Annotated in this window: 12 protein-coding genes and 1 tRNA gene; 11 read left to right on the top strand and 2 right to left on the bottom strand. The window is 57.4% G+C overall.

Annotated elements, in window-relative coordinates; all coding sequences use genetic code 11:
- Nucleotides 1-46 precede the first annotated feature (46 nt).
- On the top strand, nt 47-1,108 hold the full coding sequence (locus N4Q37_RS00725; protein ID WP_260954480.1) for a hypothetical protein: 1,062 nt from the start codon (nt 47-49) through the stop codon (nt 1,106-1,108).
- 39 nt (nt 1,109-1,147) lie between these two features.
- Here N4Q37_RS00725 and N4Q37_RS00720 read toward each other — a convergent pair whose 3' ends face one another.
- Nucleotides 1,148-2,218, bottom strand: a complete 1,071-nt coding sequence (locus N4Q37_RS00720; RefSeq protein ID WP_260954478.1) for a 3-deoxy-7-phosphoheptulonate synthase — start codon at nt 2,216-2,218, stop codon at nt 1,148-1,150.
- 640 nt (nt 2,219-2,858) lie between these two features.
- Between N4Q37_RS00720 and N4Q37_RS00715 the strand changes: the two genes are divergently transcribed.
- The 5 genes from N4Q37_RS00715 (at nt 2,859) to N4Q37_RS00695 (ending at nt 6,619) form a co-directional block, all read left to right on the top strand.
- A complete protein-coding gene (locus N4Q37_RS00715) occupies nt 2,859-3,293 on the top strand; it encodes a GNAT family N-acetyltransferase (protein ID WP_260954476.1) in 435 nt (144 codons plus the stop codon).
- A 126-nt stretch (nt 3,294-3,419) separates the two neighbouring features.
- Nucleotides 3,420-4,061: a response regulator transcription factor GacA gene (gene gacA / locus N4Q37_RS00710; protein WP_238964382.1), complete on the top strand. Its 642-nt coding sequence runs from the start codon at nt 3,420-3,422 to the stop codon at nt 4,059-4,061.
- 2 nt (nt 4,062-4,063) lie between these two features.
- On the top strand, nt 4,064-5,887 hold the full coding sequence (gene uvrC, locus N4Q37_RS00705; protein WP_260954474.1) for an excinuclease ABC subunit UvrC: 1,824 nt from the start codon (nt 4,064-4,066) through the stop codon (nt 5,885-5,887).
- 32 nt (nt 5,888-5,919) lie between these two features.
- Nucleotides 5,920-6,480: a CDP-diacylglycerol--glycerol-3-phosphate 3-phosphatidyltransferase gene (gene pgsA / locus N4Q37_RS00700; RefSeq protein WP_260954473.1), complete on the top strand. Its 561-nt coding sequence runs from the start codon at nt 5,920-5,922 to the stop codon at nt 6,478-6,480.
- 63 nt (nt 6,481-6,543) lie between these two features.
- Nucleotides 6,544-6,619, top strand: a tRNA-Gly gene (locus tag N4Q37_RS00695).
- Between the two features lie 157 nt (nt 6,620-6,776).
- Here N4Q37_RS00695 and N4Q37_RS00690 read toward each other — a convergent pair.
- Complete coding sequence (locus tag N4Q37_RS00690) at nt 6,777-6,932, bottom strand: DesA/ISL3 alpha bundle tail domain-containing protein (protein WP_260954472.1); 156 nt, start codon at nt 6,930-6,932, stop codon at nt 6,777-6,779.
- A 437-nt stretch (nt 6,933-7,369) separates the two neighbouring features.
- On the opposite strand from N4Q37_RS00690, the gene N4Q37_RS00685 reads away from it, so the two are divergent.
- The 5 genes from N4Q37_RS00685 (at nt 7,370) to peaA (ending at nt 16,156) form a co-directional block, all read left to right on the top strand.
- Entirely contained in the window at nt 7,370-9,088 is a 1,719-nt protein-coding gene (locus tag N4Q37_RS00685; RefSeq protein WP_260954471.1) for an ABC transporter ATP-binding protein, read from the top strand.
- Nucleotides 9,089-9,159: 71 nt separating this feature from the next.
- On the top strand, nt 9,160-10,464 hold the full coding sequence (gene qhpG / locus N4Q37_RS00680) for a flavin-dependent monooxygenase QhpG (protein WP_260954470.1): 1,305 nt from the start codon (nt 9,160-9,162) through the stop codon (nt 10,462-10,464).
- Between the two features lie 278 nt (nt 10,465-10,742).
- Entirely contained in the window at nt 10,743-12,218 is a 1,476-nt protein-coding gene (locus N4Q37_RS00675) for a benzaldehyde dehydrogenase (RefSeq protein WP_260954929.1), read from the top strand.
- Between the two features lie 29 nt (nt 12,219-12,247).
- Complete coding sequence (locus N4Q37_RS00670) at nt 12,248-14,167, top strand: sigma-54-dependent Fis family transcriptional regulator (protein WP_260954469.1); 1,920 nt, start codon at nt 12,248-12,250, stop codon at nt 14,165-14,167.
- Nucleotides 14,168-14,605: 438 nt separating this feature from the next.
- On the top strand, nt 14,606-16,156 hold the full coding sequence (gene peaA / locus N4Q37_RS00665) for a quinohemoprotein amine dehydrogenase subunit alpha (RefSeq protein ID WP_260954468.1): 1,551 nt from the start codon (nt 14,606-14,608) through the stop codon (nt 16,154-16,156).
- Nucleotides 16,157-16,162 lie beyond the last annotated feature (6 nt).

Here is a 16,162-nt window from a genome sequence, read left to right as displayed (position 1 = left end):
CCGCTACGGAACAGCGTTGCCTTTATCCAAGGACTGGAGCCTGTACATGACTACCTACATATCGATTCAACAATCACGCGCCTTATCAAATGTGAGGCTGCCTCCACCGATCCTGGCGGCGGCCAAGGATGGGGTGATCGACCCCGCTTGGCGCAAGGCCGTCATCACTGTCAGGCCTTATCCCATGATGACCTGCGGGGACGCGGTGCTGCTGCGTTGGCACGGGCTCAATAACGATGGCGAGCCCTACCGGCACGAAGTGACCGGGTTCGTAACGGAGCGGCAAGTGGGGCGAAACGTTGTGTTCGTCGTGCGCGAACCACATATCGCCGAGTTGGACGGTGGTTCCCTGGATATCTGCTATCAAGTTACGGGTAAACGGCTGCCGGCCACGCTGGTTTCAGAGCCCTTGCAACTGAATATCGGTGACGTGGCACCGCAACTGCTGCCTGCCGTTGCCAACGATGCGGTCGGCGGCAGCCTCGATCCGAATCGGGTGCCTGACGGAACGTGGGTGACTATTCGGCCTTACGCCAGGATGGCTGTCGGCGATCGATTGATCCTGACGGCCAGCAGGAACGCCAAGACGCTTTGGCGCGATGTACTGGAGGTAGAGGCCCATGCTGTGGGGCGCGAGGTGTCGCTGTGGATCGATCATTCGCTGATCGTTCCCCATAGGGGGCATAACCTGGCTTTGAGCTATGTCGTCAGGCGGGGACATTCGGTGCGTCGCGCCGCGCCCTTGTCATTACATATCGGTCCGCTGGTGCGTCCCGCGTTGAAGGCGCTCCAGATTCGCGAGCTGGAGGAGGGCTGGCTGGATGTCGACGACCTGCAAGAAGGGGTGACGATTGTCATTGACGGTGCCGGGATCGAGGCGGGCGAGTTGGTCTGGTTGCAGTGTAATGGAAACTCCGCCTATGTCTGTGAGCGCGAAATCACCGAGGCCACGGCGGGTCAGCCGCTGGTTTTCATGATTCCTGCGCAGTACTGGCAGGACCAGCGCGACCGATCGGTGAGCGTGTTCTATCAGGTCGAACGCCTGGATGACGTCACCCAGCGTTCCGAGTGGGTGACAGTCCAGGTTCGCTCCAAGGCGCAAGGCTGAGCAAGGCCCTCCCCGAGGAGGGCGCATTCAGGGAGAGACTCAGGCTGGCGATTGCAATCTGCGATGGGCCTGGCGCAACAGTTGCTCGGTGGACTCCCACCCCAGGCAACCATCGGTGACCGATACGCCATAGCGCATCGAAGGGCCCAGCGCCTGGCAGCCTTCGAACAGGTGGCTTTCCAGCATCATGCCGATGAGGGCATGGTTGCCTTGCAGACGTTGCTCCAGTACGTCATTGAATACCTGCGGCTGGCGCAATGGGTCTTTGCCGCTGTTGGCATGGCTGCAGTCCACCATGATCCGGGCCGGAATCTTGAGGCGGGCCAGGTCGTTGTGTACTTGTGCGACGCTCTGCTGGTCGTAGTTTGGTCCGCGATGTCCGCCGCGCAACACCAGATGGGTGTCGGGGTTGCCCGGTGTCTGGATAATCGCCGGATGTCCCTGGCTGTCGACGCCGAAATGCCGGTGAGGGTGGGCGGCCGAGCGCATGGCATCGCAGGCAATGCCGACACCACCGTCCGTGCCGTTCTTGAAGCCGACCGGCATGCCCAGGCCGCTGGCCATTTCCCGGTGGATCTGCGATTCGGTGGTGCGCGCGCCGATAGCGACCCAACTGAGCAGGTCATCGAAGTAACTGGCAGCCATGGGTTGCAACAGTTCGGTGGCAACGGGCAAGCCTAGCCGCAGCACTTCCCGCATCAGCTCGCGGGACAGCGTGAGGCCGGCGGCCATGTCATCGCTGCCATCCAGGCCGGGATCGTAGGCCAGGCCTTTCCAGCCCACCGTGGTGCGGGGCTTTTCCACGTAGGCGCGCATCACCAGCAGCATGCTGTCGCTCACTTCATCGGACAGGCGAGCCAGGTTAGCGGCGTATTCGAGGGCGGATTTCGGGTCGTGGATCGAGCAAGGACCGACGATGACCAGCAGACGGGAATCCTCACCGTCGAGGATTGCGCGGATCGCCTGGCGATGAGCGCTTACTTGCTGGCTCAGTACGGTGCTGAGGGGCAGTTGGTGCTTGAGCTGCAACGAGCTGGGCAGACGCAGGGTCAGGGCTTCGTTGGCTGGGTTGAGCGTGGACAGCGGCAAAGCGGAGACGGACGAATTCATGATCTGGCTTCCTGGACGGGCCGCGGGTTCGTTCCCGCGCGCCGGCCCTATTGGGGTGTTCGACAGTGGGTTGTACTGGCCGGCAAAGCAGGCATGCCACCGGTAGGTGACCGATCGGAGGCGGCAGGCTGTCCCGAGCGGTGGCTGGTAAATCGCCAGGCGGTAAAGCTGTCGTAACGGTAATAAGTGGCGTAGTTCATCGTTCGATCCTCAAGTGTCTGGTGCTGCGAATGTGGCGGGGCCTGAAAAACAAAACCCCCGGTCGGGAGGCCGACCGGGGGTTTGGAAAACTCTGGAAGGCGACCCGTTTAAAATGGGCGCCGGTTGGGTATCAGGCGCGCCAGTGGCTAAACCAATACCCAAAATAAAAGTTGGCCGGAGTTTGAACGCCGTTCGCCTGCGCAGCCGCAACCGAGCGCGGGGCGCTGGCGGTTTGAAGCGGTAGGAGGGCGTTAAGCATGGTCTGTCTCCGATGAATGGCCCCGAGCTTACTCGAGGGCGAGGCGCAGGTTCAATCAGAAAATTCTATCGGGGGCATGAAATTGTTGGGCTGGCTTGAGTCTGCCGGGCTTTGTGACAGAATTTGGCTTTGCGCCGCTTGGCAGCGAGTGGGTTGGTCCTGGCCTTCGACGAGGTATTCATGAGTTTTCAGTGGCGTGAGGCAACCGCTGGGGATATTGGCTTCGCCCGGCAACTGACCTGCACGAACATGCTGCCCTATTATCTGCGTCATGACTTGTTGTGGCAGGACGAAGCCTTCGACCTGGCCTGGGCCATCCGCCAGAACTGGATCATCTACCGCGACGATCTGCCGTTGGGTTTTGTCAGCCTCAGCCGGGATGCCCGGGCGCTGTACATCCGCGAATTGCAGATGGGCGAGGCATTCCGTGGCCAGGGCGCCGGTACCTGGGCGATCGGACAGGTTTGGCAAATGGTTGCGCAAGAGCGTCGCCCGGCCTTGCGCCTGACGGTTTTCAAGGATAATCCGGCCAGGGTGCTCTACGAGCGCATGGGATTGCGGGTCATGGGTGAGGATGAATGTTTCCTGAGGATGCAGCGTAATGCTGGCGCTTGAGGCGTTGGAGCGCGTGTCTGGAAAGACGTGCTGTAACTTTTATATGTCCCTTTGCGCTAGGTCTGGCGAACGCTTTTTGCTAAGGTGTGATCCAATCCAAATAAGACCAAATCGTGAGGTGTCTGCTTGATTAGGGTGCTAGTGGTCGATGACCATGATCTCGTCCGTACGGGCATTACACGAATGCTGGCTGATATCGACGGCTTGCAGGTGGTTGGCCAGGCCGAATCCGGGGAAGAGTCCCTGATCAAGGCGCGTGAACTGAAGCCCGACGTGGTGTTGATGGACGTCAAGATGCCCGGCATCGGCGGTCTCGAAGCGACGCGCAAGCTGTTGCGCAGCCATCCGGACATCAAGGTCGTGGCCGTGACCGTTTGCGAAGAGGACCCATTCCCGACCCGTTTGCTGCAGGCGGGTGCCGCGGGTTACCTCACCAAGGGGGCCGGCTTGAACGAAATGGTGCAGGCCATTCGTCTGGTTTTTGCCGGGCAACGCTACATCAGTCCCCAGATTGCCCAGCAGTTGGCGATCAAGTCGTTCCAGCCCACCACTGAATCACCTTTCGATGCATTGTCGGAACGGGAAATCCAGATCGCCCTGATGATTGTCGGTTGTCAGAAAGTGCAGATCATTTCCGATAAGCTGTGCCTGTCACCTAAAACCGTCAATACCTACCGATACCGTATCTTCGAGAAGCTTTCGATCAGCAGTGATGTCGAGCTGACACTGCTGGCGGTGCGTCACGGCATGGTCGACGCCAGCGCCTGACAATGACTGACCTGTTCGATCCAAGCGCGTTCCTGTCCACCTGCAGCGGTCGCCCCGGCGTGTACCGCATGTTCGACAGCGATGCGCGCCTGCTGTATGTCGGCAAGGCCAAGAACCTCAAGAAGCGCCTGGCCAGCTATTTCCGCAAGACCGGCCTGGCGCCGAAGACCTCGGCCCTGGTGGGGCGCATCGCGCAAATCGAAACCACCATCACCGCCAATGAAACCGAGGCCTTGCTGCTCGAGCAGACGCTGATCAAGGAATGGCGTCCGCCATACAACATCCTGCTGCGCGACGATAAATCCTATCCGTACGTGTTCCTGTCCGACGGGGCGTTTCCGCGCCTGAGCATTCATCGCGGGGCGAAGAAGGCCAAGGGCCGCTATTTTGGCCCTTACCCCAGCGCCGGGGCGATTCGCGAAAGCCTGGGCTTGTTGCAGAAGACATTCTTCGTGCGCCAGTGTGAAGACAGCTACTACAAGAACCGCACCCGGCCTTGCCTGCAATACCAGATCAAGCGTTGCAAGGCACCTTGCGTCGGGCTGGTGGAGCCCGAAGTGTATGCCGAGGACGTACGTCACTCGGTGATGTTCCTGGAGGGCCGCAGCAACGCGCTGACCGATGAGTTGTCGGCCGCGATGGAAGAGGCCGCGGTCAACCTGGAGTTCGAACGGGCCGCCGAATTGCGCGACCAGATCGGCCTGCTGCGCCGCGTGCAGGACCAGCAGAGCATGGAAGGCGGTAGCGGCGATGTCGATGTGATTGCCGCCTTCATTAACCCGGGCGGTGCTTGTGTCCACCTGATCAGCGTGCGCGGCGGCCGGGTGTTGGGCAGCAAGAACTTCTTCCCGCAAGTGGGTATCGAGGAAGACGTGGCCGAGGTCATGTCGGCTTTTCTAGGCCAGTACTACGTCAGCAGTCCGGAACGCGACTTGCCGAGCGAATTGATCGTCAACGTGGTCCACGAGGACTTCCCGGCATTGATCGAGGCCATTCATACGCTTCGCGGTCGCGAACTGACCATCAGCCACCGGGTGCGCGGTACGCGGGCGCGCTGGCAACAACTGGCGGTGACCAACGCCGAACAGGCCTTGGGCGCGCGTTTGGCCAACCGCCAGCACGTCGCGGCACGGTTCGACGCCCTGGCCGATGTCCTCAACCTGGACGAGCCGCCGCAACGGCTGGAGTGCTACGACATCAGCCATTCCAGCGGCGAAGCGACCGTGGCCTCCTGCGTGGTGTTCGGCCCGGAAGGCCCGATCAAATCCGATTACCGCCGCTACAACATTGAAGGCGTCACCCCGGGCGACGACTACGCCGCCATGCACCAGGCGCTGATGCGCCGCTTCGGCAAGCTGAAGGACGGGGAGGGCAAGTTGCCGGATATCCTCTTGGTGGACGGCGGCAAGGGCCAATTGTCCATGGCCCGCGATGTACTCAATGAATTGATGGTTCCCGACCTGATCCTGCTGGGGGTGGCGAAGGGCGCGACGCGCAAGGCCGGTTTCGAGACCTTGTACCTGAACGATGCGGCCCATGAATTCACCCTGAAAGGGGATTCGCCGGCGCTGCACCTGATCCAGCAGATCCGCGACGAAGCCCACCGTTTCGCCATTACCGGGCACCGCGCCCGCCGTGGCAAAGCCCGCCGTACGTCTACACTGGAAGGTGTGGCAGGGGTTGGCCCGACACGACGTCGCGACCTGCTGAAACATTTTGGTGGATTGCAGGAACTGTCTCGTGCCAGCATCGAAGAGATAGCCAAAGCTCCCGGTATCAGTAAAAAGCTCGCTGAGTCGATTTATGCAAACCTGCATAGCGAGTAGAATGCCCGTCAACCTCGCAGCCAGTTGTGCCGATGAATATCCCAAACCTGCTTACCGTTCTACGCGTCCTGCTCATCCCGATCTTCATATTGCTGTTCTATTTGCCGTACCACTGGAGCTACGTGGCCTCCGCCTCGGTCTTCGCCATCGCCGCCGCAACGGACTGGCTGGACGGCTACCTGGCGCGACGCCTGGAGCAGAGCACGCCCTTCGGCGCTTTCCTCGATCCTGTGGCCGACAAGCTGATGGTCGCAGTGGCCTTGGTGCTGCTGGTGCAGGAACACGGCAACTTCTGGCTGACACTGCCGGCGGCAGTGATCATCGGTCGCGAAATCGTCGTCTCGGCACTCCGGGAATGGATGGCCGAACTGGGCGCCCGTGCCCAGGTCGCCGTATCGAACCTGGGCAAATGGAAAACCGCTGCGCAAATGCTGGCGCTGGTGATCCTGCTGGCCAACCCCTCGGATTTCAGTTTCTGGGTGCTGCTGGGCTACGCATTGCTGATGCTTTCTGCCGGCCTGACACTGTGGTCGATGGTCCAATACCTGCGCGCCGCCTGGCCGCATCTGCGGACTGACGTAGAGCCGAAATAAAACTTTTTTGAATCAAGGGGTTGACGGCGTAATTGGAATCTATACAATGCGCCACACCAAGACGCGGGAATAGCTCAGTTGGTAGAGCACGACCTTGCCAAGGTCGGGGTCGCGAGTTCGAGTCTCGTTTCCCGCTCCAAGATTCAGAAAAAAGCCACTCAGATGAGTGGCTTTTTTTTGGTTCTTTGTCACGTCCTGAATATGGTTTACACCTTCCAACTGCCACGTGTGTATCGGCCACCGTACCCTGCTCAGGATGCCGCACCAGTACCCCCTTCAGCATTTAGCGAGCTGTTTCAGCGCCGGATCGCGCTTTCATCAGCCAGGCGTAGCCACTGCTTCCAGGCTGATCGCCAGCCCCAGGTGGTGGTGGGTGACCACAGGGCTTTGAGCTCTGCCTTCATCAGATAAACCGTCATCAGCGATTGATTAGCCGCCAGCAGATCTTGCAAGCGCACCTGCTGATATTCTCGCTTGAGATTTTCTGGATTGTGCAGACCATGACGGTCGAACCTCGGGTTGAGTAATCAACGAAATGTGTTCAGTTTCTGAACACTTGTTGTTCTCCATAACTCGGCAGCCGGGGGCATCAGCATTTCTGTTATGAGCCTTCCTGAATCTCCTTGCGGACTGCATGCATTGGTGGTGGTCGACGTACTGCGCTAAGCATGGGGCGTGCCTGGCGCTATCAGGCACAAAGGCGCCAACTGGCCTTAGGCGGGAGGAAGGCTAGGGAGCATAGTACGCGAGCGTGCACACTGGTCGATTGACAGGCTGGCTCATAATTTGCTTTCAAGGTGATGGTTGAAAGCGCAGATCTACATAAGACATTCGCGCAGGGATTGACCATGGTAAAAATAAAAACCTTTGTGCCATGCGGAGCTGTTCGATGCAGCGACTGATTTCTCGGCTGATCGACAGCCAGCATCCAGAGTCGTTGCTGGCTGCGTTGCGTTGGCTTTACAGCTTTGTACGTCCGCATCGACTGGCCATCGTCGGGCTGCTCGGCTTGTCAGTTTGCGCCTCGCTTTTGGTGTTGCTGCAACCCTGGCTGACGAAACTCCTGATCGACGATGGTTTGCTCGCACGAGACTTTCCGAAGCTGGTAACAATCGCAAGCCTGATGATCGTCGCAGGCATACTCGGAACAGTGCTTTCGGGGATGAATCGTTACTTGCACACACGCTTGTCCGGACGGATTTTATTTTCGCTACGTGACGACCTTTATCGACACCTGCAGACCTTGTCGCCGAGCTTTTATGCTCAACGACGCATCGGTGATGTGATGTCACGGCTAGATGGTGATGTCGCTGAAGTCCAGCGCTTTGCCGTGGACTCATTGTTTTCAGCAGTATCGAGCGTGGTCGGGCTGATATGTGCGGTAGCCATGTTAGTGACGCTGTCGTGGAAGCTTTCGTTGCTGGTTCTGGTGCTGATTCCTTTCGACATCCTGTGGTTGCGCTGGATGCGCCGCAAAGTCGAGCGCGATGTAAGGCGATTGCGTGAATGTTCTGCGGACGTGTCGTCGTTCATGGTCGAGACACTGCCAGTGATGAAGTTCATTCAATCGGCCGGTCAGCAAAAGCGAGAATCGAATCGATTGGAAGCGTTGGGACAGGGCTATATGCAGCAATTGCTGAAGCTGCAGATTACGGAGTTTTTTACGCAGGCTGTTCCGGGAACATTAACGTCATTGGCGCGTGCCTGTGCCTTTCTCTTGGGAGGCTACTGGGTGGTTCAAGGCACATGGCAACTCGGTGCGTTGATCGCGTTTTCCACTTACCTGGGGATGGCGGTGGGACCAGTTCAGAGCCTGCTGGGCCTTTATGTTGCGATACAACGGATGACGGTCAGTCTCGGGCGGGTCATGGAGCTACGCGGCGAAGAGCCTACTGTCCTCAGCCCTGTATTACCCAAGCCGATGCCCGCCCAAGGGAAGTTGCGCTTCGATGACGTTCACTTCACCCATCCAGGTCGTCTCAGCACGCTGCACGGTGTCAATGCGTGCATTCCTTATGGCTTGAAAGTTGCGCTGAGCGGTGGCTCCGGGGTGGGTAAATCGACATTGATAGACCTTCTTCAGCGCCACCTCGATCCACAGGCTGGGCGGGTGCTGTTGGGAGAAATCGACCTGCGAGAGCTGGACCTGTTCGAGCTACGGCAACGGATTGCCGTGGTCAGCCAAGACATCGTGTTGTTTCGTGGCAGTCTCGCCGACAACCTGGCCTACGCCGTGCCGCACGCCAGTCGGGAAGCCATAATCGCAGTGGCGCAACTGGCGCAGCTCGACAGCTTGATCGCGTCACTGCCCGAAGGGCTCGATAGTCCTTTGGGTGAACGTGGTCAACAATTGTCTGGCGGACAAAGACAACGCATCGCAATCGCTCGGGCGCTGCTTCAGGACCCGATGATTCTGGTCATGGATGAAGCCACGTCTGCGGTGGATGAAGCCACCGAGCGTGAAGTCATCGAAGCCATCGACCGATTGTTTGCCGGGCGCACGCGAATCCTGATCAGCCATCGCCCTTCAACGCTGGCCAACGCAGATCTGCATTTTGAGTTGCTCGACGGCGTGTTGAGGCCTAAATCGGTCCAGCACGAAATCTGATTGAGGATCGGCATGATGCTTCAAGCGGTTTCCTTGTATCCGTTCATGTGCCGGGGCGAGAGGCCTTACCGATGACCGGCGCCAGAATACTCATCCTCGGTGCCGGGCCGGCCGGAGCGGCTGTGGCGCTGGGGTTGCGACGGTTAGGTTATCCGGTCTCGATGGTCAGCGAGTGGCGAAGATTTGCAGCGCTGGAGGGCGTCTCGGTTCGTGTGCTTGAGGCTTTGCACAGCGCGGGATTTCATCATGCCTTGGGCGACGCGACATTACCTTCACAGCGCCAGGTCGCATGGAACGGTCAACAACATGTCCAAAACATAGAATACTTATTGGACCGTCCGACATTCGATAAAGGGCTGCGGGAAGACTTGCGCGTGGCCGGGGTGGAGCTGATAGACGGACGCGTGCTGAACATAAAAACCTCAACAATGGGGCACAACATTGAGGTCGAAGGCCATGGTGCAATCAGGGCGGACTTCCTGGTAGAGGCTCGAGGACGCCAGGCCCCCTCACTCGGTAAAGGTGTACGTGGGCCGGAGACCGTAAGCTTGCTCAATCGATGGCAAGGTCGGCCGGGTGCCACCGCCAGCGCAGTAGAAAGCCTCAAGGACGGTTGGGTATGGATGGCTCGGCGAGCTGATGGCCAATGTTATTGGCAGTGGACGCTGGATGTCGCCAGTGCCGACCTGCCTGATAAGCGCGATCTACTTCAATATTGTCTTGAGCGACGTCTGGATTCGGTTGCTGCGCAAGCATTCTTTGGCCCGCAGCGTCAGATCGATGTGCAAGTGCATGCGCGCAGCAGCACGGCAATTCTGAATCCACAGGTCTGTGGCGATCATTGGATACGGGTCGGTGATGCTGCGATGGCGGTGGATCCGCTCTCGGGAAACGGCATATTCCAGTCATTATCCTCTGCACTGCAGGCACCAACGGTGATCAATACGTTGCTGTGTAAACCCGAGCGAGCGGCATTGGCCCAGCGGTTTCATCAGCAACGAGTCGAACAATTGTTCATGCGTTTCGCGAGGATCGGTCGGGACTTCTACCTTGACGAACAGCGATGGCAAGACCAACCATTCTGGCTTGCTCGCAGACAGTGGCCGGATGCGGTGGCCGCTCATGCCGAAGCGGATTTCGACTCGCTGAAGATTGAGCGTGCGCCTGTGTTGTGTGACGGGTTTGTGGTTGAGGCGCAGGTGGTGATTACCCCGGATCAACCCTTGGGTGCCTGGCAGGTGCAGGGGGTCGAGCTGGCGCCGCTTGTGCAACGGTTGCGCTCGGAGCCGCACGAGCAGGTGCTTGCCGGCTTGACGGAAGCGCAGAGGCGTGGGGTTCGAAGCTGGCTGTTGTCGCAGGGCTACAGGCCCGTCTGAATTAGTGTTACTGATCAGCAGTGAGCGAATACAAAAAAGACACTAAAAAGTTACTCCTCGCTAATAACTTTGCGAAACATGATGACTATGCGCCGCCGACACAATATGTTCGCGCGGCCACAGGTGTTCAATTGTTGAACACATTTTTTTGTCGGTGTGCAAGCCTTAAACAAAAAGTTTCGTGTGTGATCCTGAAATGGCATTGGCACGCCTTGTGCTGTTACCGAAGGAGTTCCAGACATAGCACCGCCCTAAAAATAATTTACATAGGTAACGTCATGAATAAAACTTTAAAATTTCTGCCAGAGGAGCTCTGGAGTCACTGTGTTTTCGACGGTACTTGGATAAATGTTTCTCCTAACGTCAGTCAGGTCATAGAGCCCGCAACGGGGGCATCGTTGGGTTGCATCGGCATGGCTGACGCGGCGTCGGTTTCAGCGGCGGCTCGCGTGGCTAATGAAGTACAAACCGATTGGTTTCTCACCGCTTATGAAGAGCGTGCCGCAATCATGCGTAAAGCGGCGGAAATCGCAGAGCTGCATTTTGGCGATATCGTCGAGTGGTTGGTTAGAGAAAGCGGTTCGACTCAGTTAAAAGCGGCATTTGAAACCCGTGTAACGATAAAAGCGTTGCAGGAAAGCGCCATGATGCCTGGGAAAAGCCAGGGTGACGTCTTGCCCAATGCTCCGGGATCCGGTCGCCTCAGCCTGGCCAGGCGTCGTCCATTGGGGGTGGTAGGAGTCATCTCACCTTTCAATTTTCCGCTTTACCTCGCGATGCGTTCGGTCGCGCCTGCGTTGGCCGTCGGTAACAGTGTCGTGCTGAAGCCCGATCCCCGTACCGCCGTTAGCGGCGGGCTGGTCATTGGGCGCTTGTTTGAGCTTGCTGGGCTGCCGAAGGGCGTTCTCCACGTCCTGCCGGGTGCGGGCGATGCGGGTGCAGCGCTGGTTGAGTCGCCAGACGTGGCAATGATCCAATTTACCGGATCGACCGCCGCAGGTCGCAAAGTCGGCGAAGCGGCTGGCCGCAATCTGAAGAAGGTGTCGCTGGAATTAGGCGGGAAGAATTCGTTGATCATTCTGGACGATGCGAATCTCGACCTGGCAGTCGCCAACGCCATCTGGGGGACGTTTTTGCACCAGGGGCAAATCTGCATGGCTACTGGGCGCATTCTAGTTCAGCGCAGCCTGTACCCGGCCTTTCTCAAAGCGCTGACTGCCAAAGTGGGCAAGCTCTCGGTGGGTGATCCCGCCACGACAAAGGTCTCGCTCGGGCCGCTTATCAATGCACACCAGCGCGATCAAGTGGCCAAGATTGTCCGCGAGGCTCAGCAGGCCGGTGCAAAACTCGAAGTGGGCGGGCGTTACGAAGAGCTTTTCTTCCAGCCGACGGTGCTCAGCGATGTCAAACCGGACAATCCCGCGTTCCGTGAAGAAATTTTTGGACCCGTCGCGGTTGTCGTGCCCTTTGACTCTGACGAGGAAGCAATACGACTCGCTAACGACACAGAATACGGCTTGGCTGCCGGCATCATCAGTTCGAACATTGGCCGTGCGATGAAGGTCGGTGACAAGCTTCGGACCGGTATGCTTCATATCAACGACCAGACAGTCAATGACGAAGTGGTGAATCCATTCGGTGGCTGGGGCGCGTCTGGAAATGGCGCGAGCGTGGGAGGGGCGGCGAACTGGGAAGAGTTCACCCAATGGCAATGGTTGACCATCAAGGATGAGGCCACTCCTTATGCCCTGTAAGGCGCTGGATCGAACATAACTGCAAGATCTTGAAGAAAAAAGCGCCCGTTCTGAACGGGCGCTTTTTTATGCTATGTAATTATATGCGGCCGGTCATTATTGATGATAAAAACATACAAGAATGTAGAAAAGTAATGAGCGGTCAACACATGAATATAAGAGACATGCATGGCCTTGATGAGGTTCGGCGTCGCTTTCTGGATGGACACTCCTTGCCGGCGGATCTACTGCCACCTGCCGTAGCCAGTTCTTGGGAGCGGTCCAGGAAAGCAGGGCTCTCACCCTGGGATAAGCGGCTGACTGGACGTTGGCGCGCTCACGAGTTGAGTAGTTCGGATTCGCGTTTGGCTGCTTGCGCTCAACCTGAACTCGACAGGCTGTGGGGAATATTCGGAGGGCAAGACTGGGCATTGTTTTGTGTCAACCTCGAAGGCGTGATCGTCTATGCCAAACACGCGTCCCAGCCCGACGTTGTGGACTCACTGAAAGTGGGAAAGCGCGTCAATGAAGTGGATATCGGAACCACCGCGCCCAGTTGCACACTCCATGAGCAGCAGCCGTTTATCGTCTGCGGCGGCATGCACTACTTAAAAGAATTTGAAAATTTCTTCTGCGTATCCGTACCCGTTTTCGGTGTGCGTGGGGAGCTGGTGGGTGCAATCGACATAACCGGTATCGGCCAGCGCAATGCGACTGCTGTTCTGGAGCAGCTAAAGATCGCGTCCATGGCCATCGAAAGCAGGTTGTATTCGGGGTTGGTGGATTGCCAGATCGTAGCACTTCAGTTTGACGCAAGATTGATCGGAACACCTTTCCAGGGATTGGTCGCTTTCGATCAGAACGGAAGATTTTGTGCCGCCAATAAAGTTGCAAAGAAGATATTGGGCATCGATGCTTCTGCGCCAGTCGAGTCCTCATTGGATTGGGATAGCTTTTTTGAGCGTGGGCCACAGTCCATAGTCGTGAACTCACCCAGTCTGATAGCGCTGAACGACGGGTCTTCGGTTTATGCCCAGTCGTTATCGTTGCCTGGCGGCGCTCAGCCTGCTGCTCGTTTGCGCCATACATCCCCTGGGGTCGGACACGATCCTGCGCTCAATCAGCAATTCAACATGGCCTCGAAAGCCTTCGCGGCGAGCATTCCCATCATCTTGCAGGGCGAAACGGGTACGGGAAAAGAGGTATTCGCCAGGGCACTTCACGACTCGTTGAATCCAGGCGCTCCGTTCATAGCCATTAACTGTTCTGCCATACCTGAGAATCTGATTGAGTCGGAGTTGTTCGGCTACGTTGAGGGAACGTTTACAGGGGCACGTCGAGGCGGCGCGAAAGGTCGTATCGAAGAAGCGCATGGCGGGACATTGTTGCTCGATGAGATTGGCGATATGCCGTTCAATCTACAGACCCGGCTGCTTCGTGTACTGCAAGAGAGGGAGGTGACCCGTCTTGGCAGCTCAGAACGACATCCAGTCGATGTAAGGGTTATCAGCGCGACCCATTGCGATATCCATAAGCTTATTGAGGAGCATCGTTTCAGAGAGGATCTTTTTTATCGCCTCAATGGCGTGCAGGTTCGGATTCCGGCCCTCCGTCAGCGGCAGGATATGGAAGATATCATCACCAAATTGACCCAGCGCTATCAGGGAGGTGCGATTCATCCCGCCGCGTTGGAACTGCTGAAGAACCAGGAGTGGCGCGGAAATATCAGGCAACTGGAGCAAGTGATCCGGCTGGCTGTGGCGTTGGCTGGCGCAGGGCTCGTGATCCTGCCGGAACACTTTCCAGGCTTGGAGCAGCCTGAAGAGAAGCGTGATGAGAAATCGTTGAAGGAATTTGAAAGGAAGAAGATTCAAGATGCGCTGGATGCCAATCGCGGCAACGTGAAAGCGACTGCGCAGCAGCTCGGCGTTGCTCGTGGCACTATCTATCGTAAGCTGAGAATGGAATAGTTTGTTGTGCCATTCGGATTGAGGGGGTTATCCCTGGCCCCCTCTTGGTGTGATGGTTATTGGTTGCATTCATCAATGTTTGTATCCGAACGGCGCGGATACACGCTCTAACCCATCTCTGAATCATTCTTGCGCCTCAAGCGGCCAATTGAACAGAGGTTATGCACCGCTACTTAGGCGTGTATCGCACCCTGATAAGCGTTGAACACTGTGTTCAGAAATAGATCACTTCCCTTGTTCCTTGTCATGTTTTTTTCATTTTTATCTATATAAATCAGCGTGTTGTGCGAGATGGCACGGAATATGTATTTGAATAAAAAGACACTCTGAGCCACCCCGGGTTTTGGAGTGCGATAAAACAAAAACTAAAGACAATATTATAAAAAAATCGCCAGCATGGGCTTTGTCCCCTGTGAAGAGCCAAAGGAATTCTGATCGATGAAACCACTCCGTCGCCTTGCGTTCATCTCATGTAGTACGGTGTTGGCGCTCGCTATCGCCCCGTTTGCGGCAGCACAACAAACAGGGGAACAGGTTCTAAATACCATGTGCGCCGGTTGTCACATTGCTGCCGATGGTAGTTTCGAGCGTATAGACGCCGTGCGTAAAACCCCGGAGGCCTGGGATATGACGGTCGTGCGGATGATGCGCAACCATCATGTTCCGCTGAGCCAGGATGACCGCACTGCGGTCGTGAGATATCTGGCCCAGACACGCGGGCTGAGCGTGAAGGAAACCGAGGGGCGTCGCTACGTCTTGGAGAAGGAGCCCGTCGCAACAGACGTGGCGCCTAACCAAATGATGACCGAGACCTGCTCCAGATGTCACTCCTATGCGCGGGTCGCCTTGCAACGTCGAACCCCTGCGGACTGGGAGAAGTTGCTCAACTTCCATTTGGGGCAGTTCCCGACGCTGGAACTTCAAGCCATGGCGCGTGACCGGGATTGGTGGACCTATGTTAATGGCGAGGTCCTACCATTCCTGGCGAAAAACTACCCACTGGGTCAGGCACCCAAAGTAGCCAATGCCAAATTGAGCGAGCGTTGGGTCGTGACCGGTCATCAGCCAGGAAGCGGCGACTATTCGGGTACGTTGTCATTGAAGGCGGGGGAGGAGGGCTACGATGTTTCAATGACCCTCGATAACAAAGCAGGCTCTGCGACGTATCAAGGCCGGGGAGTGTTGCTGGGCGAGGGTGAGTGGCGCGCGACGTTAAGCGACGGCAAGCAGGAAATCCGGCAAGTGTTTGCCCTCAATGCAGACGGATCACTGACAGGCCGCTGGTTCGAAAAATCCAATGAGGTCATTGGCGGGCGCTTCATAGCTTCACCTGTCGATGCCTCGCCTCGGATTCTCGCTGTCAGTCCGTCTTACCTCAGAACCGGGACAGAGAGTGAGATCACGTTCGTCGGGGTGGGTCTGTCGGGTAAGCCGGTTCTACCGAAAGGCGTTACCGGGACCATTGTTTCTCAGAGCGATACTAAAGTCGTGATGAAGCTTTCCTCGGAAAAGCCTTGGGGGGCTGTGAAGGTCAGCGTGGGCAAGGCAAGTGCGCCTCTGGTGGTTTTTTCCAAGCTTGACGGTGTACGCGTTGAGCCTGAACAAACTATCGCTCGGGTGGGCGGCAATGGTGGGCCCATCGCAAAGGTTCCCGCGCAGTTTGAGGCAATCGGCTTGCTCAAAGGAGCCGACCGAAAACTGGGAACCGCTGACGACATCCGTGTGGGGACCTTTGACGCTTCGTGGGTGGTGGACAACTGGGACGAAGGGGCTGCGAAGATGCAGGACACTAAGTACGCAGGCTCCATCGAACAGAACGGCCGCTTCACGCCAGCGGACGCGGGTCTCAATCCTGAACGGCCGATGTCTACCAACAACCTTGGCAATCTCAAGGTGATCGCCACCGTTGATGACAACGGCAAACCTCTCCCGGGCGAGGCGCATCTCTATGTCACCGTCCAGCGTTTCGTCGACACTCCTATTCGTTGAGGCTCC

The organism is Pseudomonas citri, assembly GCF_025336485.1.
Taxonomy (GTDB): Bacteria; Pseudomonadota; Gammaproteobacteria; order Pseudomonadales; family Pseudomonadaceae; genus Aquipseudomonas; species Aquipseudomonas citri.
This window is presented reverse-complemented; position numbering and strand designations above follow the sequence as displayed.

What these genes read in the sequence shown, in the direction of transcription:
- N4Q37_RS00715 (WP_260954476.1), top strand. Translation starts at nt 2,859, where the DNA reads ATGAGTTTTCAGTGGCGTGAGGCAACCGCTGGGGATATTGGCTTCGCC.
- uvrC (WP_260954474.1), top strand. Translation starts at nt 4,064, where the DNA reads ATGACTGACCTGTTCGATCCAAGCGCGTTCCTGTCCACCTGCAGCGGT.
- peaA (WP_260954468.1), top strand. Translation starts at nt 14,606, where the DNA reads ATGAAACCACTCCGTCGCCTTGCGTTCATCTCATGTAGTACGGTGTTG.
- qhpG (WP_260954470.1), top strand. Translation starts at nt 9,160, where the DNA reads ATGACCGGCGCCAGAATACTCATCCTCGGTGCCGGGCCGGCCGGAGCG.
- N4Q37_RS00720 (WP_260954478.1), bottom strand. Translation starts at nt 2,218, where the DNA reads ATGAATTCGTCCGTCTCCGCTTTGCCGCTGTCCACGCTCAACCCAGCC.
- pgsA (WP_260954473.1), top strand. Translation starts at nt 5,920, where the DNA reads ATGAATATCCCAAACCTGCTTACCGTTCTACGCGTCCTGCTCATCCCG.
- N4Q37_RS00725 (WP_260954480.1), top strand. Translation starts at nt 47, where the DNA reads ATGACTACCTACATATCGATTCAACAATCACGCGCCTTATCAAATGTG.
- N4Q37_RS00685 (WP_260954471.1), top strand. Translation starts at nt 7,370, where the DNA reads ATGCAGCGACTGATTTCTCGGCTGATCGACAGCCAGCATCCAGAGTCG.
- N4Q37_RS00675 (WP_260954929.1), top strand. Translation starts at nt 10,743, where the DNA reads ATGAATAAAACTTTAAAATTTCTGCCAGAGGAGCTCTGGAGTCACTGT.